Genomic DNA, 22,332 nt, shown 5'->3' with positions numbered 1-22,332 from the left:
GGGCACTCCCGCGTGGCGTCGCCCGTTGGAGACGGCGGAAGCGCCGTCCGACCCGTACCTGCACATTCACGCACCACCCGTCATGCACCAGGAGGCACCCCGCGATGTCGGTCCCCCAGCTCAACGACGAGCAGCGCGGCGAGGAGATCCTCGCCGTCTTCGACACCGCCTTCGGCCGGCTCCTGGCCGCCGACCCGGCCGCGTTCCGGGTGAAGTTCCGCAAGATGGCGGCCTCCGCGTTCGCGTTCTACCGGGGCACGGCGTGCCTCTTCTACCACGACCTCGACGCCGAGAAGCGCGGCGGACCGTACCTGGACGACCGCACCTCGCGCGTGTGGATCCACGGCGACTTGCACGCCGAGAACTTCGGCACGTACATGGACTCCAACGGCCGCCTGGTCTTCAACGTCAACGACTTCGACGAGGCCTTCGTAGGCCCCTTCACCTGGGACCTGAAGCGCTTCTCGGCCTCGATCGCGCTCGTCGGGTACGCGAAGGCGCTCAGCGACGAGCAGATCACCGAGCTGGTGACGGTCTACGCGGCCGCCTACCGCGAGCGCGTCCACGCCCTGGCCACGGGTGCCAAGCGGGACGAGGTGCCGCCGTTCACGCTGGACACCGCGCAGGGTCCGCTGCTGGACGCGCTGCGTGACGCCCGCTCCCTCACCCGCTTCGGGCTGCTGGACTCGATGACCGAGATCCGCGACTTCGAGCGCCGCTTCGCCTCGGGCGGCGGTGCCATCGAGCTGGACGCCGCCACCCGCTACAAGGTCCTGGCGGCTTTCGACGGCTACCTGGAGACGCTGCCGGACTCCTCGCTGGCCCGCCCGGACTCGTACCGCGTGAAGGACGTCGTCGGCCGCCGGGGCATCGGCATCGGCTCGGCGGGCCTGCCGTCGTACAACATCCTGCTGGAGGGCCACAGCGACGCCCTCGAGAACGATGTGGTGATCTACATCAAGCAGGCCCAGACCCCCGCCGTCTCCCGGCACATCACGGACCCGGCGATCGCGGAGTACTTCCAGCACGAGGGCCACCGCACGGTGATCTCCCAGCGCGCCCTGCAGGCACACGCCGACCCGTGGCTCGGCTGGACCGAACTCGACGGCACCGGCCAGCTGGTCGCCGAGGTCTCGCCGTACGCGGTCGACCTGGACTGGGGCGACATCGACGACCCGGAGGAGATCGCGGCCGTCGTCGCCGACCTGGGCCGGGCCACCGCCACCATGCACGCTGCGGCCGACGACCAGTCCGGCGAGTCCCTGGTCCCGTTCTCCACCGAGCGGGCCATCGACGCGGCGCTCGCGGCCGATGAGGAGGGCTTCGCGCCGCTCCTGGTGGACTTCGCGCACGGGTACGGCGCACGCGCGCGGGCCGACCACCAGATCTTCCTCGACCTGTTCCGCAACGGCCGGATCCCGGGGCTGTGACGTCCCGTACGCACAGGCACCCTTTAGGGGTCCCTTACTCGCGTACGTGACACACTCTCCTCTCGCTATGGACATTTCCGGGACCCAGCTCAGAGCCGTGCGCGCGGCGCTGTTCACGGCCTTCGCCGTGACGCTCAGCACCGCGTCGCACGTGCTGCTGTCCCGGGCCCCCCTGCCGGTGGCGACCGTGACCGCGGTCGCCGCCGGGGTGTTCGTCACCGCGTACGCGCTGGCGGGCCGCGAGCGCGGCTTCGGCCGGATCGCGGCCCTGCTCATCCCGCTGGAGCTGGCCGCCGACACGGTGTTCACCACCGGCCAGGACGCCTGCTACGGCCGGGCCGGCGGCCCGATCGCCGGCCCGCTGCACGCGTTCGGTCTGGACGTGCTGTGCGAGGGGCCGGTGGGCACCCCGCTGGCGCAGGTGGCCGGCGGCCCGGACCGGGCGGCCGCGCTGCTCTCCCACGCCAGCCCGGCCGCCGCCTGGCTGCTGCTCGCCGCGCACGTCGGTGTGGGCCTGCTCGCCGCCGCCTGGCTGCGCCGGGGCGAGCGGGCGCTGACGCAACTGCTGCGCGCGGTCGCCGCCACCACCTTCCGGCCGCTGCTGCTGGCGGTGGCCGCGGTCACCGTGCGGCCGGCGCCGGTGCGCCGGCTGCCCCGCCCGGCCCCGCGCCGCGGCACCGCCCGCGACCGGCTTCTCGTGCACTCCCTGGGACGGCGTGGACCTCCATGCTCGCCCGTCGCCGCCCTCGCCTGAGCGAGGACCGCGTCCCTCGTGGCCGGCCCGGCGAGCCGAACGGCTCCGCCGCGGGCGACGGCCGCTGAGCACGACCAGTCCCCCACACGTATCCGCGTACGGCACGTGCGCGTCCCACATGGAGATCACCAAGATGAGCAAGCGGAACAGCCAGTCGGCGAAGACGGCGGCCCGGGAGCGGCTGCGCGAGGAGCGCGAGCGGCAGGCCAAGCGGGACAAGGCCAGGCGGCAGGTCGTCGTGGCCGCCTCGGTGGTGGCCGTGCTGGCCGCGGCCGGCGGCATCGGCTACGCCGTCGTCCAGATGAACAAGCCCGGTTACTGGGAGGGTCTGAAGGACGCCAAGGTCACCGCTCCGGCCAACACCTCGGGCACGGACGGCACGACGGTCGTCATAGGCAAGGACACCGCCAAGAAGACCCTGAAGGTCTACGAGGACCCGCGCTGCCCGGTCTGCGCCCAGTTCGAGCAGACCGTGGGCACCACGGTGAAGAAGGACCTCGACGACGGCAAGTTCAAGATCCAGTTCATCGGCGCCACGTTCCTGGACCGCGGCGACGGCGAGGGCTCAAAGAACGCGCTGAGCTCCCTCGGTGCCGCGCTGAACGTCTCCCCGGAGGCCTTCCTCGAGTACAAGAGCGCGCTGTACTCCACGAAGTTCCACCCGCAAGAGGCGGACGACAAGTTCAAGGACGACGACTACCTCATCAAGATCGCCGACACCGTCCCGGCGCTGAAGAACAACGCCAAGTTCGACGACGCCGTGAAGAAGGGCACCTACGACGCCTGGGCGATGGCCATGTCGAAGACCTTCGACACCAACAAGGACGGTGTCACCGGCACTCCGGGCTTCGTCATGGACGGCAAGAAGCTCACCGCCGACAGCCAGGGCACCCCGCTGCTGACGGTGGCCGACTTCAACCGGGTGGTGGGCGCGGCCCTCAAGGGCTGACGGCTCCTCACAAACGGGCCTCGACGTGAAGAGTGGGCGAACATTCGACGTTCGCCCACTCTCGCGCATACCGATCAGTAACCTGATCGGTCGTGACCAGTCGATACAGATCATCCGAGGCGTCCCAGGGCCTCAACTCGCTTTCGCCCCGCCGCCGTACGGTCGTCAAGGCCGCGGCGGCGACTGCTGTCCTGGCAGGACCGCTGGCCGCCGCGCTCCCGGCCCGCGCCGCCACGGACGCCCCCGCCTTCCTGCACGGCGTCGCCTCCGGCGACCCGCTGCCCGACGGCGTCCTGCTGTGGACCCGTGTGACCCCCACCCCGGACGCGATACCCGGCTCTGGCGTCGGCCCGGACACCCAGGTCAGCTGGGTCGTCGCCAAGGACAAGGCGCTGACGGCCGTCGTCGCCAAGGGCTCCACCACCGCGACGGCCGCCTCCGACCACACGGTCAAGGCCGACATCCGCGGTCTGGACCCGGCCACCGACTACTGGTTCCGCTTCACCGCCGGCGGCACCGACTCCCCGGTGGCGCGCACCCGCACCGCGCCGGCGGCGGACGCGGCCGTCTCCTCCCTGCGCTTCGGCGTGGTCTCCTGCGCCAACTGGGAGGCGGGCTACTTCTCCGCCTACCGCCACCTCGCCGCCCGCAACGACCTGGACGCCTGGCTGCACCTCGGCGACTACGTCTACGAGTACAAGTCCGGCGAGTACGCGGCCCGCGGCAAGGTCGTACGCCCGCACGCCCCGGCGAACGAGATCCTCACCCTCGCCGACTACCGGACCCGGCACGCCAAGTACAAGACCGACCCCGACCTCCAGGCGCTGCACCTGAAGGCGCCGGTCGTCGCGATCTGGGACGACCACGAGTTCGCCGACAACGCCTGGTCGGGCGGCGCGGTCAACCACACCGAGGGCGCCGAGGGCACCTGGACGTCCCGTCAGGCCGCCGCGAAGCAGGCCTACTTCGAGTGGATGCCGGTCCGTCCCGCGATCGCCGGCACCACCTACCGCCGGCTGCGCTTCGGCAAGCTCGCCGACCTGTCCCTGCTGGACCTGCGCTCGTTCCGTTCCCAGCAGGCCGGCACGGCCAGCGGTTCGGTGGACGACCCGGACCGCACGATCACCGGGCGGGCCCAGCTCGACTGGCTGAAGGCCGGGCTGAAGGCGTCCGACACCAAGTGGCGGCTCGTCGGCAACTCCGTGATGATCTCGCCGTTCTCCTTCGGCTCGCTCTCCGCCGACCTGTTCAAGCCCCTCGCCAAGCTGCTCGGGCTGCCGCAGGAGGGCATCGCCGCCAACACCGACCAGTGGGACGGCTACACCGACGACCGCCGCGAGCTGCTGGCCCACCTGCGCTCCAACGCCATCGGCAACACGGTCTTCCTGACCGGTGACATCCACATGGCGTGGGCCAACGACGTGCCGGTGGACGCGGGCACCTACCCGCTGTCGGCGTCGGCGGCCACCGAGTTCGTGATCACCTCGGTGACCTCCGACAACCTCGACGACATCGTGAAGGTCCCCGAGGGCACGGTCTCCGCGATCGCCTCGCCGGTCATCAAGGCCGCCAACCGGCACGTCCACTGGGTGGACACCGACCGGCACGGCTACGGCGTCCTGGACATCACCGCGGACCACGCGCAGATGGACTACTACGTCCTGTCCGACCGCACCAGCCCCGACGCCACGTCCAGCTGGACGCGCTCGTACCGCACCCGCAGCGGCACGCAGAAGATCGAGCGGACCTACGACCCGGTGTAGGCGCCCGCCGGAGCGTCCCGCTCAGCCCAGCGACTCGAGGAAGCCGAGCGCCACCCGCCAGGTGGCCTCGGCGGCCTCCGCGTCGTAGTCCGGCAGCTCGGGGTCGGTATAGAGGTGGCCGGCCCCGGCGTAGCGGTAGATCTCGACGTCGGCGCCCACCCGCCCCATCTGCAGGTACCAGGCGCTCAGCCAGTCGTCCGTCTCGAACGGGTCCGGCTCGGCCACGTGCAGTTGCACCGGCAGCCCGTCCGCCTCCGCGTTCGGCGCGATGTCCGAGGTGCCGTGCAGGAGCAGCAGCCCGCGCGCCTTGTCGTCGCCGAGGGCGAGGGTCTGGGCGATGGAGGCGCCGAGCGAGAACCCGGCGTAGACCAGGCCCCGGTCCGAGTACGGCGCCGCCGCCAGCACCGCCCGCTTGAGCAGCTCCTCCTTGCCCAGCTCGTCGTTGTACGCCATGCCCTCCTCGACTGTGTCGAACGTGCGTCCCTCGAAGAGGTCCGGCGTCCACACCTCGTGGCCGGCCGCGCGCAGCCGGTCCGCGGCCTCGCGCACCGCGGGCCGCAGGCCGTAGGTCGAGTGAAAGAGCATGATGTTCATGAGGCCATGGTGCCAGCCGGGATCGGCCCGGCCCCAGCGCGGCCCTACCCAGGCCGTGCCGGAACTCACATGTTCATGAGCCCGCGAGACCGGTTAGGCGCGGAGGCATGGAGAACGTACTCCGTCCCTTGATCGTGCTCGGCGGCTCGGTGCTGCTCACGGTGGCCATCGGCTGGGCCACCGACCTGCTGCTGCGCAAGGCCGACGAGCGCAACGCCGAGACCCCGCTGTGGGAGCTGCTGCGGCGCGCCCGCATCCCCTACCAGCTCGTCCTGTGCGCCGCGCTGCTCAGAGGCTCCTACGACCAGACGAAGGTGCTGGAGGCCCACCAGGTCGGCATCGGCCGGACGCTGACCCTGGTGCTGATCGGCTCCGCGGCCTGGCTCGTCATCCGGATCGCCGCGGCGATCGTGGAGACCTCCTACAACCGCTACGCGCGCGCCCACCGGGACGTGGCCCGGGTGCGCCGGGTGCGCACGCAGGTCGAGCTGATCATGCGGGTGGTGTCGGCGGTCGTCATCGTCGTGGCGATCGCCTCGATGCTGCTGACCTTCCCGGCGATGCGCGCGGCCGGCGCCTCACTGCTGGCCTCCGCCGGCATCCTGGGCATCGTGGCCGGTGTCGCCGCCCAGTCCACGCTGTCGAACCTGTTCGCGGGGCTCCAGATCGCCTTCGGCGACATGGTGCGCATCGGCGACACGGTCGTCGTGGACGGTGAGTGGGGCACGGTCGAGGAGATCACCCTGACCTTCCTGACGGTCCGCACCTGGGACGAGCGCCGGCTCACCATGCCCGTGTCGTACTTCACGTCCAAGCCGTTCGAGAACTGGTCCCGCGGCACCCCGCAGATGACCGGCATCGTCTACTGGCACCTGGACCACAGCGCACCCGTCGAGGCGATGCGCGAGAAGCTGCGGGACATCCTGCGCCAGTGCCCGGCCTGGGACGGCCGCGCCTGCAACCTCGTGGTGACCGACACGACCCCGAACAGCATCCAGGTGCGGGCGCTGGTGACCGCGAAGGACGCCGACGACATCTGGACGGTGCGGGTCGCGGTCCGCGAGGAGATGATCACCTGGCTGTCCACGGAGCACCCGTACGCGCTGCCGCGGGTCAACACCTCCGACGCGGTCCTGCCGCCCTACCGGGTCCCGTCCCCGGACAGCTCCTCGCTCCGCAGGGCGTACGACTTCCCGCGTACGGGCCGCGGCTGACGGGCACCGCCCGCCGGGGGCGGGCCGGCCTCAGCGCAGGCTGCGTACGTCGAGATGGCGCAGCACCCGGTCCACGATCTCCGGGTCCGCCCCCGGTTCGCTCCGCGCCGCCAGCACCTCGTGCCGGGCGGCGCTGAGCATCTCGTTCTGGATGCGCCGCACCCGCTTGATCCGCTTGGCCCGCTGGTGCTGCGCCTCGCGGCGCTCCTCCTCCCCCATGTCCGGGCTGATCCGGATGCCGATGTCGAAGGCCCGCCGCAGCATCTGCTCGGACAGCTCCTCGGGCAGCTCCTCCACCTGCTCGATCTCCCGCAGCCTGCGCTTGGCCGCCTTCGCGGCCCGCACCGCGAGCTCCTTCTCGAAGTCCTTCTCCCGCTCGGAGTCCGCCTGCACCCCGAGCCGCTTCACCAGCCACGGCAGGGTCAGTCCCTGGAGCACCAGGGTGGCGACGATCACCCCGAACGCGATGAAGATGATCTCGTCCCGGTCGGGGAACGGCGTCCCGGCGTCCGTCTCCAGCGGCACGGCCAGCGCCAGCGCCACGGAGGCCACCCCGCGCATCCCGGACCACCACATCACGACGGTCTCCCGCCAGCTCACCGGGATCTCCTCGTCGTAGTCGCGGCGGGCGTGCAGCCGCTTGGTGAGCCAGGTGGCGGGCAGCAGCCACACCAGCCGTACGACGACCACCACGCCCACCACGGCGGCGGCCCAGCCGAGCATCTCGCCCCACCGGCCCGCGGCCGTGCGGATCGCGTTGTGCAGCTCCAGGCCGATGAGTCCGAAGGCGACGCCCGTGACGAGGGTGTCGATGATGTCCCAGAAGGTGTGCCCGGCGAGCCGGGTCATCACGTCGTCGGCGTCGGTGGCGTACTCGGCGAGGAACAGCGCCGTGGTGAGCACGGCGAGCACCCCGGAGCCGTGCAGCTTCTCCGCGAGGACGTAGGAGGCGTACGGCACCAGCAGGGTCATGCCGATCTGGAGGGTCGGGTCCCCCAGCAGATCCATCAGCCTGTTCGCGCCCCAGCCGAGCACCAGTCCGACGGCCAGCGCGACGACGGCGGACAGCACGAGGTCGAGACCGGCCCGCCAGGGTGAGAAGGTGCCGCTCACGGCGGCGGCGATCGCCACGTGGTACAGCACGATGGCGGTGACGTCGTTGAAGAGCCCCTCGCCCTCCAGGATCGACACCAGGCGGCGCGGCAGCCCGAGCTGTCCGGCGACGCTCGTCGCGGCGACCGGGTCGGGCGGGGCGATCAGCGCGCCGAGGGCGACGGCCGCGGCCATCGGCAGTCCGGGCACGATCGCGTTGGCGACGAACGCCACGCACACCGTCGTCACGAACACCAGGGCGACGGCCAGCAGGAAGATCGGGCGGACGTTGGCCGCGAACTGCCGCCAGGAGGTGCGGCGCACCGCGGCGTAGAGCAGCGGCGGCAGCAGACCCGGCAGGATCAGCTCCGGCGGGATGTTCACGTTGGGGACGAAGTCGGCCACCGCCAGCGCCCCGCCGAACAGCGTCATCAGCACGGGCGCCGGCAGTCCCAGCCGGTCCCCCAACGGGACGCTCACCAGGGCCCCGAGCAGCAGGACGAACAACAGAGCCAACTGATCCACGGCCGGCGCTCCGGGGGTCGACGATCACACGCAGACCTCAAGCCTGCCATCCGCCAGGCGGGAAAGCGTGGCTCTACAGAGCGCGGCGCATCGCCCGGTGCGGTATGCCCGCGTCGGGGAACTCCGGGCCGTACGCCTCGTAGCCGAGGCGCTCGTAGAAGCCCAGGGCGTGGGTCTGGGCGTGCAGGTCCACCGCGGCGAGGCCGCGCGCGCGGGCCGCGTCCTCGACGGCCCGCACCAGGGCGGCGCCGACCCCGAGCCCGCGCGCGTCCTGGGTGACGGCCAGCCGCCCGAGGGAGCCCACCGCCGGGTCGCCGCCGGTCTTCGCGGCCGCCGCCTCCCCGTGCAGCAGCCGCCCGGTGCCGAGCGGCACGCCGTCGGCGCGGACCGCCAGGACGTGCACGGCCACGGCGTCGTACGCGTCGTACTCGATGTCCTCGTCGACGCCCTGCTCGACGACGAAGACCTCCTTGCGGACCGCGAAGCAGGCCTCGCGGTCGGCCGGGTCCTCGGCGACCCGCAGGGTGTACGGGCCGCTCATGCCCACGTCTCCTCGCGGACCTGCTCGAGGGCCTTCTCCAGGTCCTCGGGGTAGGCGCTCTCGAACTCCGCCCACTGGCCGTCCCCGGGGTGCTCGAAGCCCAGCCGGACGGCGTGCAGCCACTGGCGGGTCAGCCCCAGCCGCTTGGCGAGGGTCGGGTCGGCGCCGTAGGTGAGGTCGCCGACGCAGGGGTGGCGGTGGGCGGACATGTGGACCCGGATCTGGTGGGTGCGGCCGGTCTCCAGCTTCACGTCGAGCAGGGAGGCGGCGCGGAAAGCCTCGATGAGGTCGTAGTGGGTCACGGAGGGCTTGCCCTCGGCGGTGACCGCCCACTTGTAGTCGTGGTTCGGGTGGCGGCCGATCGGGGCGTCGATCGTGCCGCTCGTCGGGTCCGGGTGGCCCTGGACCAGGGTGTGGTACCGCTTGTCGACCGTGCGCTCCTTGAACTGGCGCTTGAGCGACGTGTAGGCACGCTCCGACTTGGCGACCACCATCAGTCCGGAGGTGCCGACGTCGAGACGGTGCACGATGCCCTGGCGCTCGGCGGCGCCGGAGGTGGAGATCCGGTACCCGGCGGCCGCGAGGCCGCCGATGACGGTCGGTCCGCTCCAGCCGGGGCTCGGGTGTGCGGCCACGCCCACGGGCTTGACGATCACGACCACGTCGTCGTCGTCGTGCACGATCTCCATGCCCTCGACCGGCTCGGCCACCACCTGGACCGGCGCGGGCGCCTGCGGCATCTCGACCTCGAGCCAGGCCCCGCCGTGCACCCGCTCGGACTTGCCGACCACCGTGCCGTCGACCTGGACCTTGCCGGCCGCGGCCAGCTCCGCCGCCTTCGTGCGGGAGAAGCCGAACATGCGGGAGATGGCGGCGTCGACGCGCTCGCCCTCCAGGCCGTCGGGCACGGGCAGGGTACGGACCTCGGGAACTGTGCTCACCCGTCGAGTATGCCGGACCGGCCGGACGCTCCCGCACGGGCCTGTGGACAACTCCGCCGCGGGACCCGTCGACGCGGTCCTCGTGCGCCGGCTCAGTCCTTGTGGACCGTGCCGTCCGGGTCCAGGCCGCGGAAGGACAGCAGCACGATCAGGATGCCACCGCAGACGATCGCCGAGTCGGCGAGGTTGAACACCGCGAAGCCCTTGGGCGCGATGAAGTCCACCACCTCGCCCTCGAAGATCCCCGGGGCCCGGAAGATCCGGTCGGTGAGGTTGCCGAGCGCGCCGCCGAGCAGCAGGCCGAGGGCGACCGCCCAGGGGAAGCTGTACAGCTTGCGGGCCAGGCGGATGATGACCACGATCACGGCGGCGGCGATCAGCGTGAAGATGATCGTGAAGGCCGCGCCGAAGCCGAAGGCGGCGCCCGGGTTGCGGATGGCGTGCAGTTCGAGCAGGTCCCCGACGAGCCGGATCGGCGCGCGGCCCTCCAGCCTTGACACCACGAGCAGCTTGCTGATCAGGTCGACGGCGTAGGCGAACGCGGCCACCGCGAACAGCACGGCGATACGGCGCCCGCGGCCCGTGCGCCGCTCCGCCTGGGTCTGCCGCTCGCCCACGCCGGTCGCGCCGGCCGCCGCCGTCCGCTCGCCGCTGTCTTCCGGGGTGTCCGGCGTACCGATGATGCGCTCCGCCTCTGCCACGTGAGTCCCTCAACCTAGGTGCCTGACTGAGGACGAGAGTACGGCACGTGCCGAGGGGCCCTCGTGCTCAGGAGCGGCGTTCCTGCTTCTGCTTGCACTCCACGCACAGGGTGGCTCGCGGGAAGGCCTGCATGCGGGCCTTTCCGATGGGGTTCCCGCAGTTCTCGCACAGGCCGTAGGTGCCCGAGTCCAGGCGTTCCAGGGCGTGCTCGTTCTGGGTCAGCATCTCGCGCGCGTTGGCGGCCAGCGCCATCTCGTGCTCGCGCGTGATGTTCTTGGTGCCGGTGTCGGCCTGGTCGTCGCCCGCGCCGTCCCCGGAGTCGCGCATCAGGCCCACGAGGGACGCCTCGGAGGTGCTGATCTCGGTCCGCAGCCGCTCCACCTCCGACAGCAGCTCGGCGCGGGCCTCGTCGACCTCTTGCGGGGTCCAGGGGTCCTCGCCGGGGCGCACCGCCAGCTCGCCGGGATCCGCCGCGGCGACCCGCGCCTTGGGAACGGCGGACTGCGCCGTCGTGGCCGTGCCAGGAGTCTTCTTCGCAACCACTGTCGTGGCTCCCGTCTGCCTTGCGGCCCGCGCCGCGCCCGCTTCCTTGGCCGTGCTCTTCGCGGCCGCCCTCGTGGAGACGTCCGCACCGTCCGCCTTCCCGGCGGCGACCTTCCTCGCCGCCGGCCTCTCGTCGGCCGGCCCTCCCTCCGCCGGCCTGTCCGCCACGACCTTCCCGGCGACAGCCTTCCTGCCCGTCCCCTTCCTGGCCGGCGTCTTCGCCTGTGCTTCGCCGCCCTGCGCTTTCCCGGCCGCCGCCCGGTGAGCCGTCGTCTTCCCGGCCGCCTTCCCAGCCCGTGACTTCTCGGCCGGCGTCCTGCGGGCCGGTGCCTCCACGGCCCGCGGCTCCTCGGACGGCGTCTTGCGGGCGGATGCCGTCACGGCGGGCGTCTCTTCGGCCGGCGGCTTGTGAGCCGATGCCGTCACGGCGGGCGTCTCTTCGGCCGCGGGCTCGTGGGTCCGCGGCTTGTCGGCCCGTTGCTTCGTGGCTGTCGTCCTTCCGCCCGGCCGCTTCCCGGCGCGCGCCTTCCCGCCCGCAGCCTGCTGCGTCTCAGCCACCGGCTCGTGGGCCGTCGCGCTGTCGGCCTGCGACTTCCCGGCCGAAGGCTTGTGAGCCGAAGCCTTCCCGGCCGACGACTTCCCGCCGACCGCCTCCTTGCCCGCCCCCTTCTCGGCGGACGGCTCGTGACCCGGAGCCTTCCCCGCCGGGGCCTTGCCGGCCCGTGACCGGTCGCCCGGCTGCTCATGGGCCGTCGCCTTCTCGGCGGACGCCTTTCCGGTCGGCGGCTCGTGGGCCGTCGCCTTCTCGGCGGGCGCCCTTCCGGTCGGCGGCTCGTGGGCCCTGGCCTTCTCGGCCCGCGGCTTCCTGGCGGGCACCGCGTCGCCCGGCCGCTTCTCAGCGGCCGCCCTCTCGTCCGGTGTCGTCCTGGCCCGTGGCTTCTTCGCGGCCGTCCGCGAGGCCGCCGTACGCGCGGGGGTGCCTTCCGCAGCCGTGCTCTCGGCGACGCCCGTCCTCTCGTCGAAGGGCCTCGTCCTCGCCGCGGCCTTTCCGGCCTGCTTCTTCCCCGCGGTCTTCCGGTCGTCCGCGTGTGCAGTGACCGTCGCCTCGGCCGACCCCCGCACGGCCCTCTTCTTCGCGGTCGCGGCCGTCTCCTTCGCCGCCGTGCTCGGCGCCCCCGCGCGCGTGCCCTTCTTCTCGGCGCCGGAGGCGGCCGCGCCCCTGGGCCGGCTGGTCGCCGGCTGCTCTACGGCGGTCTTTTTCGCCACCATGGCCGCGGCCCCTTCACATATTGTGATCTCGCACGCGAATCGTGCTGGGACGATAAATCGACTTGAGTCCCGCGGCAACGGGGCACACCGCCCGATTCGCCCGCCCGCACCCCCCGCGCAGCGGGCCTGCATCCGTTGTGCCCAGCTCCCCGCCGGGTAATCCGCCGAGCCGTACCCGCACGGCAGGAGCCCGGCCACCCCCTCGCCATTCGGGTCACCCCGGCCGGTGCTCCCACCACCCGGAAATCCGGTCGGCCACGGTCCGCGCGGCGCCGTACACTGGGCGGAGCGAAAAGCGTGGATGGGGACGAGTAGCGGCGTAGGCGGCCGAGAGCGACCCGGGGACGGTGTGAGCCCGGGGGTCAGCGCGACGTGAAGATCACCCCGGAGCCGCCGGAGGAAAGCCGCAGCCCACGGGCCGAGGCGAGTAGAACCGGCTTCGCGACCCCAATGAGGGGGCTCACCGGCGTGTACGGCGCGGCGGAGGGCCAAGGAGGGTGGTACCGCGGGAGCGCGCCGCACACGGCGTAGACAGGAACGAAGGCTCTCGTCCCTCCGACGGAAGGCAGCAAGTCCGTTGGAGGATGCTCGCAGATGACAGCGCCGACGTACCGCCAGGTGCCCGCCCAGGTCGACCTGCCCGCGCTTGAGCACGCGGTGCTCGACTTCTGGCGCGACCAGAAGATCTTCAGCAAGAGCCTGGAGCAGTCCGAGGGCCGCCCGGAATGGGTGTTCTACGAGGGGCCGCCCACCGCCAACGGCATGCCGGGCGCCCACCACATCGAGGCGCGCGTCTTCAAGGACGTCTTCCCCCGCTTCCGCACCATGCGCGGCTACCACGTGGCCCGCAAGGCCGGCTGGGACTGCCACGGCCTGCCCGTCGAGCTGGCCGTCGAGAAGGAGCTGGGCTTCTCCGGCAAGCAGGACATCGAGGCGTACGGCATCGCCGAGTTCAACGCCAAGTGCCGTGAGTCCGTGACCCGGCACACCGACGCCTTCGCCGAGCTGACGACCCGCATGGGCTACTGGGTCGACCTGGACGACGCCTACCGCACCATGGACCCCGAGTACGTGGAGTCGGTGTGGTGGTCGCTGAAGGAGATCTTCGGCAAGGGGCTGCTGGTCCAGGACCACCGCGTCGCCCCCTGGTGCCCCCGCTGCGGCACCGGCCTGTCCGACCACGAGCTGGCCCAGGGCTACGAGACGGTCGTCGACCCGTCCGTGTACGTCCGCTTCCCGCTCACCTCCGGCCCGCTCGCCGGCGAGGCCTCGCTGCTGGTGTGGACGACGACCCCCTGGACCCTGGTGTCCAACACGGCGGTCGCCGCGCACCCCGAGGTCACCTACGTCGTCGCGACCGACGGCCAGGAGAAGATCGTCGTCGCCGAGCCGCTGGTCGCCAAGGCGCTCGGCGAGGGCTGGGAGCCGACCGGCCAGTCCTTCACCGGCGCCGAGATGGAGCGCTGGACCTACCGGCGCCCGTTCGAGCTCGTGGAGTTCCCGGAGCCGGCGCACTACGTGGTGAACGCCGAGTACGTGACGACCGAGGACGGTACGGGCCTGGTCCACCAGTCCCCGGCCTTCGGTGAGGACGACCTCAAGGTCTGCCGCGCCTACGGCCTGCCCGTGGTCAACCCGGTCCGCCCGGACGGCACCTTCGAGGAGGACGTCCCGCTGGTCGGCGGCGTCTTCTTCAAGAAGGCGGACGAACGGCTCACCGAGGACCTTCAGCAGCGCGGCCTCCTCTTCAAGCACCTGCCGTACGAACACAGCTACCCGCACTGCTGGCGCTGCCACACCGCGCTGCTCTACTACGCGCAGCCCTCCTGGTACATCCGCACGACGGCGATCAAGGACCGCCTCATCCAGGAGAACGAGGGCACCAACTGGTTCCCGGACACGGTCAAGCACGGCCGCTTCGGCGACTGGCTGAACAACAACATCGACTGGGCGCTGTCCCGCAACCGCTACTGGGGCACCCCGCTGCCGATCTGGCGCTGCGAGGACGACCACCTCACCTGCGTCGGCTCCCGCGCGGAGCTGACCGAGCTGACCGGCACGGACCAGTCGGCCCTCGACCCGCACCGCCCGTTCATCGATGACGTCACCTTCGCGTGCCCGCAGTGCGCGAAGCCCGCCACGCGCGTGCCGGAGGTCATCGACGCCTGGTACGACTCGGGTTCTATGCCGTTCGCGCAGTGGGGCTACCCGTACAAGAACAAGGAGCTGTTCGAGAGCCGTTACCCGGCCCAGTTCATCTCCGAGGCGATCGACCAGACCCGCGGCTGGTTCTACACGCTGATGGCCGTCGGCACCCTGGTCTTCGACAAGTCGTCGTACGAGAACGTCGTCTGCCTCGGCCACATCCTCGCCGAGGACGGCCGCAAGATGTCCAAGCACCTGGGCAACATCCTGCAGCCGATCCCGCTCATGGACCAGCACGGCGCGGACGCGGTCCGCTGGTTCATGGCGGCCGGCGGCTCCCCGTGGGCGGCCCGCCGGGTCGGCCACGGCACCATCCAGGAGGTCGTCCGCAAGACGCTCCTCACGTACTGGAACACGGTCGCCTTCCAGGCCCTGTACGCCCGTACGTCGAACTGGGCGCCCAGCGCCGCGGATCCGGCCCCGGCCGAGCGCCCGCTGATCGACCGCTGGCTGCTGTCCGAGCTGCACGCGCTCACCGACCAGGTGACCCAGGCGCTGGAGGCGTACGACACCCAGCGCGCCGGCAAGCTGCTCTCGGCGTTCGTGGACGACCTGTCCAACTGGTACGTCCGCCGTTCGCGCCGCCGCTTCTGGCAGGGCGACAAGGCCGCGCTGCGCACTCTGCACGAGGTGCTGGAGACGGTCACCAAGCTGATGGCGCCGATCACCCCGTTCATCACCGAGCGGGTGTGGCAGGACCTGATCGTCCCGGTCACCCCGGGCTCGCCGGAGTCCGTGCACCTGGCCCCCTGGCCGGAGGCGGACCTCTCCGCCATCGACCCGGAGCTGTCCCGGCAGATGGTTCTGGTGCGCCGGCTGGTGGAGCTGGGCCGCGCCACGCGCGCGGAGTCGGGCGTCAAGACCCGCCAGCCGCTGTCCCGCGCGCTGATCGCGGCGAGCGGTTTCGACTCCCTGGACCGCGAGCTGCACACGCAGATCACCGAGGAGCTGAACGTCTCCGCCCTGGCGTCGCTGTCCGAGGTCGGCGGTTCCCTGGTGGACACCACCGCCAAGGCCAACTTCCGGGCGCTCGGCAAGCGGTTCGGCAAGCGGGTGCAGGACGTGGCCAAGGCGATCGCCGGCGCCGACGCGGCCGCGCTGTCCCTCGCGCTGCGCGAGGGCACGGCGTCCGTGGAGGTCGACGGCGAGACGGTCGCTCTCGCCCCGGACGAGGTGATCATCACCGAGACCCCGCGCGAGGGCTGGTCGGTGGCCTCCGACTCCGGCGCGACGGTCGCCCTGGACCTGGAGATCACCGAAGAGCTGCGGCAGGCCGGTCTGGCCCGTGACGCGATCCGGCTGATCCAGGAGGCCCGCAAGAACAGCGGCCTCGACGTGGCCGACCGGATCGCGCTGCGCTGGACCTCGACCGACCCCGCGGTGATCGCCGCGCTGTCCGAGCACAGCGAGTTGATCGCCGATGAGGTGCTGGCCGCCGACTTCGCGCAGGGCGACGCCGACGACACGTACGGATCCGCCTTCACGGACGAGGGGCTGAGCCTGGTCTTCCGACTGCGCAAGGCGTAGGCGCCCGACTCCGGAGAAGGGCCCGGTCTCCGTTCGGAGGCCGGGCCCTTCTCCGTGTCCGGGCCCTTCTCCAGGAGCCGGTCTCAACACGCGTAAAAAGGGCGGGACCCCGGATCGTGCGATCCGGGGTCCCGCCCTGAACTCTGCCGACGCCTATGGCGTACTACACACCGTGCCCGGTGCTCAGTTGTCGTCCTCGTCGATCAGGAACCCGCGCATCGGCGAGGGAGCCTGGCCCATCGGGGACGGACCCTGCGGACGGACCGGGGCCATGGGCTGGGTCATGGCCGGGGTCATCTGCTGCTGGCCGCCGTAGGACGGGGCGGACGGAGCGGACGAGCCGCCCATCGTCTGGTTGCCGCCGTAGGACGGGGCGCTCGCGCCGGCCGGAGCCATGGAGGGCGCCGGGGACGGCGGCAGCGACGCGGTCGCCGGAGTACGCGGCGGCGCCAGGGAGTCGTCGGCCTGGGTCTCCAGCTGACGCAGCTGGGACTCGAGGTACGACTTCAGACGCGTGCGGTACTCGCGCTCGAAGCCGCGCAGGTCCTCGACCTTGCGCTCCAGCGTGGCGCGGGCGGACTCCAGGGAGCCCATGGCGACGCGGTGCTTCTCCTGCGCGTCCCGCTCCAGGGCGTCGGCCTTGGCGCGGGCGTCACGCTCCAGACCCTCGGCGCGGCTGCGGGCCTCACCGACGATCTTGTTGGCCTCGGAGCGGGCCTCGGCGATCGCCTGGTCGGCGGTCTGCTGAGCCAGCGAGAGGACACGGGCGGCGCTGTCGCCACCGGGGCCCTGACCGGGGCCGCCCATCGGACCGCCCATGGGGCCGCCCATCGGGCCACCCATCTGCTGCTGCATGGGCGGCTGACCGCCCATGGGGCCCTGACCCATGGGGCCCTGACCCATCGGACCCTGACCCATCGGACCCTGGCCCATCGGACCCTGACCCATCGGGCCGGGACCCTGCGGGCCGCCCTGGCCGCTGGGGCCGGCAGGCAGCTGCGGGGCACCGCTCGGCAGCTGGGGCGGGCCACCCATGGGGCCACCCATCTGCTGCTGCGGCGGGCCCGATATGCCGGCGGGCACCGGCGCGCCGGGACCTCGCATGCCCTGCTGCTGAGGATGCTGCTGGTCCTGCTCCGGAGGCTTGCGCATGTTCTGCTGGTTCTGGGCAGCAGCGCGCGTGGCCGCGGCCAGCTTGGCGCGCAGGTCCTCGTTCTCGCGGAGCAGACGGGTCAGTTCGGCTTCGACCTCGTCGAGGAAGGCATCGACCTCGTCCTCGTCATAGCCTTCTCGGAGGCGGACGGTCGTGAACTGCTTGTTCCGCACGTCCTCGGGGGTCAACGGCATCTCTTCACCTCAACGTAGTCATCGGCAGTCGGCAAGACCGTATCGTCCACATTCATCTCGCTAGGCTCGTGAGGGAGATGAGAATGTAGACGATGATCATCAGCACGAAGAAGGACAGGTCGAGCGCCACGCCCCCGAGACGCAGCGGCGGGATGAACCGCCGCAGAAGCTTCAACGGTGGATCGGTGACAGTGTAGGTGGCCTCCAGTACGACCACCATCGCCTTGCCGGGTTGCCACGAGCGGGCGAACTGGAACACGTAATCCATGACCAGCCGGAAGATGAGCACGACGAGGAACACCATCAGCGCGATGTAGATCACCTGCGCGAACACGCTCATGGCCTGCGTTTCCCTCTCCCCTGCTCCGTGCTCTTCCGCACTTGGTCTGGTGGTGCTTCTCAGCTCTGGTTGAAGAACCCGCCCTCTGCGATGCGGGCCTTGTCCTCCGCCGTGACATCGACGTTAGCAGGAGACAACAGGAACACCTTCTGCGTCACCCGCTCGATGCTGCCGTGAAGACCAAACACCAAACCGGCCGCAAAGTCGACAAGTCGCTTTGCGTCTGTGTCATCCATCTCAGTCAGATTCATGATCACCGGGGTGCCCTCACGGAAGTGTTCCCCGATGGTACGGGCCTCGTTGTACGTCCGGGGGTGAAGCGTGGTGATCCGGTACGGCTCTCGTTCCGACACGACCTTGGGCATGATCACCGGTGCGTTCTTCTCCAGGGACTGGCGTTCTTGTGTGATGGATGCCACGGGCGCGATACGCGCCGGACGTCCGGATTCCGCGGCGAGCGAGGTCGCTCGGGCCATCGGCTCGCGCTGCGCGGGCGGTTGCACGATTCGCACCTCTTCGTCCCTTTGGGACTGATGTGCACCGTGCGCCTGGTGGGACGGCTCGTGCCGTCGGTGGTCCCGCTCGGGCTCCGGGTCCAGTTCGGGCTCGAAGTCGTCGTCGGGGTCGAATCCGCGGCCGTCGTACCCATCGTCCTCCACGAGGCCGAGGTAGACCGCCATCTTGCGCATCGCGCCGGCCATGCTCTGAGTCCTCCGCTCTGTGGTGGATCGGCTGACGACTGCCAAGTGCCTGCGATCCACGAGGTCGTTGTGCCCGGTTCCCTAGGCATTGACCATATTTTCTGCTGTGGTCCGACTTCTTGGCGACGTTACCGGAGCCTGGGTCGGACTCCGAGTACCGCAGTGCCGACGCGCACATGTGTCGCTCCGGCCGCCACGGCCTGTTCGAGGTCCGCACTCATCCCTGCGGACACCATGGTTGCAGCCGGATGGGCTCGGCGCAGGTCAGTCGACAAATCCATGAGCCGCCCGAACGCCGCCTGTTCGCGCCCCGCGTACTCCCCGGAGAGCGGGGCGACGGTCATCAGTCCGTCGAGCCGCAGCCCGTCGGCCCGCGCCACCAGATCGGCCAACTCTTCGATTCCGTCGGGGCCGATCCCACCGCGCTCGCCGCGGCCGCTCGCGCCGGCGTCGAGCGCGACCTGGATCAGGCAGCCCACCTCGCGCCCGGCCCGCACCGCCTCCTTCGACAGCGTCGTGACCAGCCGGGAGCGGTCGACGGACTGCACGACGTCGGCGTATCCGACCACGGAGCGGACCTTGTTGGTCTGGAGCTGGCCGACGAAGTGCCACGAGAGGGGCAGATCGGCACAGGCCTGCGCCTTCGGCGCCGCGTCCTGGTCGCGGTTCTCGGCGACGTGGCGCACGCCGAGCTCCGACAGGATCCGCACATCGCTCGCCGGGTAGGTCTTGGTGACCACGATCAGGGTCACCTCCTCCCGCTCGCGCCCGGCCGCCACGCACGCGGCGGTGATGCGCTCCTCCACCTTCGCCAGATTCGCGGCGAGTTCGGTTCTACGGTCCGTCATGCCCCATCAGTCCAGCCACACATAGCCCGCGAGCCGCCCGGTCGTGCGGTCACGGCGGTACGAGAAGTGGTCGTCCGACTCCAGCGTGCACACCGGCGACTGCGCCCGGTCGCACACCCCGAGCCGGTCGAGCTGCGCGTGCACCCCGGCGCTCACGTCGACCGCCGGCGTGCCCCAGCCGGTTACAGCGTGCGCCGCCGGCTCGACGGCGGCCACCTCTGCGCGCATCTGCTCCGGCACCTCGTAACACCGGCCGCACACGGCCGGTCCGGTGCGGGCGACGATGCGCTCCGGTTCGGCACCGAGTCCGGTCATGGCCCGCACGGCGGCGGTGACGACCCCCTTGGTCATGCCGGGCCGGCCGGCGTGGGCGGCGGCCACCACCCCGGCGACGGGGTCGGCCAGCAGTACCGGCACGCAGTCGGCGGTGAGGACCGCGAGTGCGAGTCCGCGACGGACGGTGACGATCGCGTCCACCTCCGGCACCGGCCGCTCACCCCAGGGCTCGTCGACCACGGCCACGTCGGCGCCGTGCACCTGGTTCATCCAGACGACCCGGCCGGCTTCCAGGCCCAGCGACTTCGCCGCCAGCTCCCGGTTGCCCCGCACCGCCTCGGGCGTGTCGCCGACCGCGCCGCCGAGGTTGAGCTCCTCATACGGAGCGGCGCTCACCCCGCCCCACCGGTCGGTGAAGGCGAAGTGCGCGCCGCTCACGCTCTCGCGCTGTCCTATCACTTGAGGAAGTCCGGCACGTCCAGCTCCTCGGCCCCGCTGTCCGTGTAGGTGCGGGGGGCCGGGGTGACCGGCGGGACGACCGGGATCTCGGCCACCGGCTCGGGCGCCTGCTCCGGCTCCTCCTTCGGCTTCACGCTGCCGAGCGAGCCGAAGGACGGGCGGCTGGGCTCGGCCGGCCGCGCCGGGGCTGGCTCGTCGCGGCGGGGCGCGGAGGACGAGGAGGCGGAGGCCGAGCCGAGCACGTTGTCCCGGCGGGCCGGCGGCTGGCCGCCGTCGAAGCCGGCCGCGATCACGGTGACCCGGACCTCGTCGCCGAGGGCGTCGTCGATGACCGCGCCGAAGATGATGTTGGCCTCGGGGTGGGCGGCCTCGCTGACCAGCTGGGCGGCCTCGTTGATCTCGAAGAGGCCGAGGTCGGAGCCGCCGGAGATGGAGAGCAGCACACCGCGGGCGCCGTCGATGGACGCCTCCAGCAGCGGCGAGGAGATCGCCATCTCGGCCGCGGCCACCGCCCGGTCGTCGCCGCGGGCCGAACCGATGCCCATGAGGGCCGAACCGGCCTCGGACATGACCGACTTGACGTCGGCGAAGTCGAGGTTGATCAGACCGGGGGTGGTGATGAGGTCGGTGATGCCCTGGACACCGGAGAGCAGGACCTGGTCCGCGGACTTGAAGGCGTCCAGGACCGAGACCTGGCGGTCCGAGATGGACAGCAGCCGGTCGTTGGGGATGACGATGAGGGTGTCGACCTCTTCGCGCAGTTCTGCGATGCCGTCCTCGGCCTGGTTCGCGCGGCGCCGTCCCTCGAAGGTGAACGGGCGCGTCACCACACCGATGGTGAGGGCGCCGAGGGAGCGCGCGATGTTGGCCACCACCGGCGCGCCGCCGGTGCCGGTGCCGCCGCCCTCACCGGCCGTCACGAAGACCATGTCGGCCCCCTTGAGGACCTCCTCGATCTCCTCGCGGTGGTCCTCGGCGGCCTTGCGGCCGACGGCCGGGTTGGCTCCGGCGCCGAGTCCGCGGGTGAGTTCACGGCCGACGTCGAGCTTGACGTCGGCGTCGCTCATCAACAGCGCCTGTGCGTCGGTGTTGATGGCGATGAACTCGACGCCCTTGAGACCGACCTCGATCATCCGGTTGATGGCATTGACACCACCGCCGCCGACACCGATGACCTTGATGACTGCGAGGTAGTTCTGCGGTGCTGCCACGTCGAAGGCCTCTCGCCTCGAATTACGTTGTCGTCGCGGTGCGGGGTTCCCCGCGCCGGTACGACAGATGCCGAATGGGACGGTCCGTAGCGCCGACCCGAACCCTAACCCTGAAGTTTAGGGTTACCAGTGTGTCTGTTCCTTGAAGTCTCTGAACAGGACACTAAGTCGACAAGTGGCGCCCGTTCAACGAACACGCCGAACCTCCCGTTTTTCTTTTCACCCTATGTGATCAGCCGTAGCGGTGCCCAACCAGGGTGCTGGCCTGCGCTGATGTGCGTCAACTCGCCGATGACGCAGGGGCGGTGGGGACACTCACGTCGAAGTGCCGCGCACCGGGAGCTGCTTTCATGAGTGCTGTGAGGGCTCGTGCCTTGGCGCGGCCGTTCTCGCCGCTTCCCCAGGCGACCGTGCGCCCGTCGGCCAGGGCCAGCGAGATGGCGTCGTAGGAGCGGACTTGGACGGCCCGGGTGCCCCGTGCGACCGCGGCCGGCAGCTCACCGGCGACCCGGACCGCCTCGACCACGAGCCGGTCGGTCCCGAAGCGCCGGAAACTCGCGGCGCCCGAACCGGTGCGCGAGACGGACATTTCCAGCATCGGAACGCCCCTCGGCGCGTCCGGAACCGTGGCGAACCGGACACCGTCGTCGTCGACTTCGACGAAATCGCCGCCTTTTCGGACAAGCAGCACCGGAGTGCGCTCCACCACTTTCAGGCCGATTCCGTGCGGCCAGGCACGCACCACGTCGACGGTGTCAATTCGGGGCAATTTCCGGCGAAGTCGGGCTTCGATGGTGTCCGTGCCGACGGAAATCATCGGGGCACCCACCGGAACGGCGGCCGCCTCGCGCACCTCCGCCGGGGTCAGCACACGCGTGCCGGACACCGAGACGTGCCCGACGCGCAGCCAGTGGGAGCCGTACAGCGCCCAAGTGCCACCGGCGCCCAGGAGGATGACGAGCACGGCCAGGACGGCGAGCGCGCGCAGGCGCCGCCCTCCGAGCCCCCGGGCGGGCGGCGGGCCGGACGACTCCTGCTGGCGGTCACCGCGCTCGGCGGTCGTCGGTCCGGCCACGCTCACTGCCCTTTCGTCATATGGTC

Annotated in this window: 19 protein-coding genes; 6 read left to right on the top strand and 13 right to left on the bottom strand. The window is 71.3% G+C overall.

Features of this window, described 5'->3' with window-relative positions:
- The first annotated feature begins 104 nt into the window (after positions 1–104).
- The 4 genes from BLW57_RS28465 to BLW57_RS28450 all read left to right on the top strand — a co-directional run bounded on the left by BLW57_RS28465 (position 105) and on the right by BLW57_RS28450 (position 4,896).
- Entirely contained in the window at positions 105–1,430 is a 1,326-nt protein-coding gene (locus BLW57_RS28465) for a DUF2252 domain-containing protein (RefSeq protein WP_093478401.1), read from the top strand.
- Positions 1,431–1,497: 67 nt separating this feature from the next.
- Positions 1,498–2,184, top strand: a complete 687-nt coding sequence (locus BLW57_RS28460; protein ID WP_093478400.1) for a hypothetical protein — start codon at positions 1,498–1,500, stop codon at positions 2,182–2,184.
- A gap of 133 nt (positions 2,185–2,317) precedes the next feature.
- A complete protein-coding gene (locus BLW57_RS28455) occupies positions 2,318–3,133 on the top strand; it encodes a thioredoxin domain-containing protein (RefSeq protein ID WP_093480931.1) in 816 nt (271 codons plus the stop codon).
- Between the two features lie 92 nt (positions 3,134–3,225).
- A complete protein-coding gene (locus tag BLW57_RS28450; RefSeq protein ID WP_093478398.1) occupies positions 3,226–4,896 on the top strand; it encodes an alkaline phosphatase D family protein in 1,671 nt (556 codons plus the stop codon).
- 21 nt (positions 4,897–4,917) lie between these two features.
- Here BLW57_RS28450 and BLW57_RS28445 read toward each other — a convergent pair whose 3' ends face one another.
- The gene (locus BLW57_RS28445; protein ID WP_093478396.1) at positions 4,918–5,490 is read right to left on the bottom strand and encodes a dienelactone hydrolase family protein; all 573 of its coding nucleotides are present in this window, start codon (positions 5,488–5,490) and stop codon (positions 4,918–4,920) included.
- Positions 5,491–5,597: 107 nt separating this feature from the next.
- Between BLW57_RS28445 and BLW57_RS28440 the strand changes: the two genes are divergently transcribed.
- Entirely contained in the window at positions 5,598–6,704 is a 1,107-nt protein-coding gene (locus BLW57_RS28440) for a mechanosensitive ion channel family protein (RefSeq protein WP_093478394.1), read from the top strand.
- A gap of 30 nt (positions 6,705–6,734) precedes the next feature.
- On the opposite strand, the gene BLW57_RS28435 is transcribed toward BLW57_RS28440, so the two are convergent.
- From BLW57_RS28435 to BLW57_RS43165, 5 genes are all read right to left on the bottom strand, one after another.
- Positions 6,735–8,321, bottom strand: a complete 1,587-nt coding sequence (locus BLW57_RS28435) for a Na+/H+ antiporter (RefSeq protein ID WP_093478393.1) — start codon at positions 8,319–8,321, stop codon at positions 6,735–6,737.
- Between the two features lie 73 nt (positions 8,322–8,394).
- A complete protein-coding gene (locus tag BLW57_RS28430) occupies positions 8,395–8,862 on the bottom strand; it encodes a GNAT family N-acetyltransferase (protein WP_093478391.1) in 468 nt (155 codons plus the stop codon).
- Positions 8,859–9,803 carry an RluA family pseudouridine synthase gene (locus BLW57_RS28425; RefSeq protein WP_093478390.1) on the bottom strand — a complete coding sequence of 315 codons (945 nt, stop codon included), beginning with the start codon at positions 9,801–9,803 and terminating at the stop codon, positions 8,859–8,861. The genes BLW57_RS28430 and BLW57_RS28425 overlap by 4 nt, the downstream gene beginning before the upstream one ends.
- Positions 9,804–9,895: 92 nt before the next feature.
- A complete protein-coding gene (gene lspA, locus BLW57_RS28420; RefSeq protein WP_093478388.1) occupies positions 9,896–10,504 on the bottom strand; it encodes a signal peptidase II in 609 nt (202 codons plus the stop codon).
- Positions 10,505–10,571: 67 nt separating this feature from the next.
- A complete protein-coding gene (locus BLW57_RS43165; protein WP_093478387.1) occupies positions 10,572–12,317 on the bottom strand; it encodes a TraR/DksA C4-type zinc finger protein in 1,746 nt (581 codons plus the stop codon).
- A gap of 594 nt (positions 12,318–12,911) precedes the next feature.
- Between BLW57_RS43165 and ileS the strand changes: the two genes are divergently transcribed.
- Entirely contained in the window at positions 12,912–16,049 is a 3,138-nt protein-coding gene (gene ileS, locus BLW57_RS28410; RefSeq protein WP_093478385.1) for an isoleucine--tRNA ligase, read from the top strand.
- 183 nt (positions 16,050–16,232) lie between these two features.
- Here ileS and BLW57_RS28405 read toward each other — a convergent pair whose 3' ends face one another.
- The 7 genes from BLW57_RS28405 to BLW57_RS28370 all read right to left on the bottom strand — a co-directional run bounded on the left by BLW57_RS28405 (position 16,233) and on the right by BLW57_RS28370 (position 22,306).
- Entirely contained in the window at positions 16,233–17,396 is a 1,164-nt protein-coding gene (locus BLW57_RS28405; RefSeq protein WP_093478384.1) for a DivIVA domain-containing protein, read from the bottom strand.
- A gap of 52 nt (positions 17,397–17,448) precedes the next feature.
- Complete coding sequence (locus BLW57_RS28400; protein ID WP_093478382.1) at positions 17,449–17,736, bottom strand: YggT family protein; 288 nt, start codon at positions 17,734–17,736, stop codon at positions 17,449–17,451.
- A 59-nt stretch (positions 17,737–17,795) separates the two neighbouring features.
- Entirely contained in the window at positions 17,796–18,437 is a 642-nt protein-coding gene (locus BLW57_RS28395) for a cell division protein SepF (RefSeq protein WP_093478381.1), read from the bottom strand.
- A gap of 128 nt (positions 18,438–18,565) precedes the next feature.
- Complete coding sequence (locus tag BLW57_RS28390) at positions 18,566–19,285, bottom strand: YggS family pyridoxal phosphate-dependent enzyme (RefSeq protein ID WP_093478379.1); 720 nt, start codon at positions 19,283–19,285, stop codon at positions 18,566–18,568.
- Between the two features lie 6 nt (positions 19,286–19,291).
- Entirely contained in the window at positions 19,292–20,020 is a 729-nt protein-coding gene (pgeF, locus tag BLW57_RS28385) for a peptidoglycan editing factor PgeF (RefSeq protein WP_093478378.1), read from the bottom strand.
- The gene (gene ftsZ / locus BLW57_RS28380) at positions 20,017–21,231 is read right to left on the bottom strand and encodes a cell division protein FtsZ (protein WP_093478376.1); all 1,215 of its coding nucleotides are present in this window, start codon (positions 21,229–21,231) and stop codon (positions 20,017–20,019) included. Before ftsZ ends, pgeF begins: the two co-directional genes overlap by 4 nt.
- 280 nt (positions 21,232–21,511) lie before the next feature.
- Complete coding sequence (locus BLW57_RS28370; protein ID WP_093480930.1) at positions 21,512–22,306, bottom strand: cell division protein FtsQ/DivIB; 795 nt, start codon at positions 22,304–22,306, stop codon at positions 21,512–21,514.
- Between the last annotated feature and the right edge of the window lie 26 nt (positions 22,307–22,332).

The organism is Streptomyces sp. 1222.5, from assembly GCF_900105245.1.
Taxonomy (GTDB): Bacteria; Actinomycetota; Actinomycetes; order Streptomycetales; family Streptomycetaceae; genus Streptomyces; species Streptomyces albidocamelliae.
The sequence above is the reverse complement of the archived record's forward strand: the minus strand, read 5'-3'. Positions and strand labels throughout refer to the sequence as shown.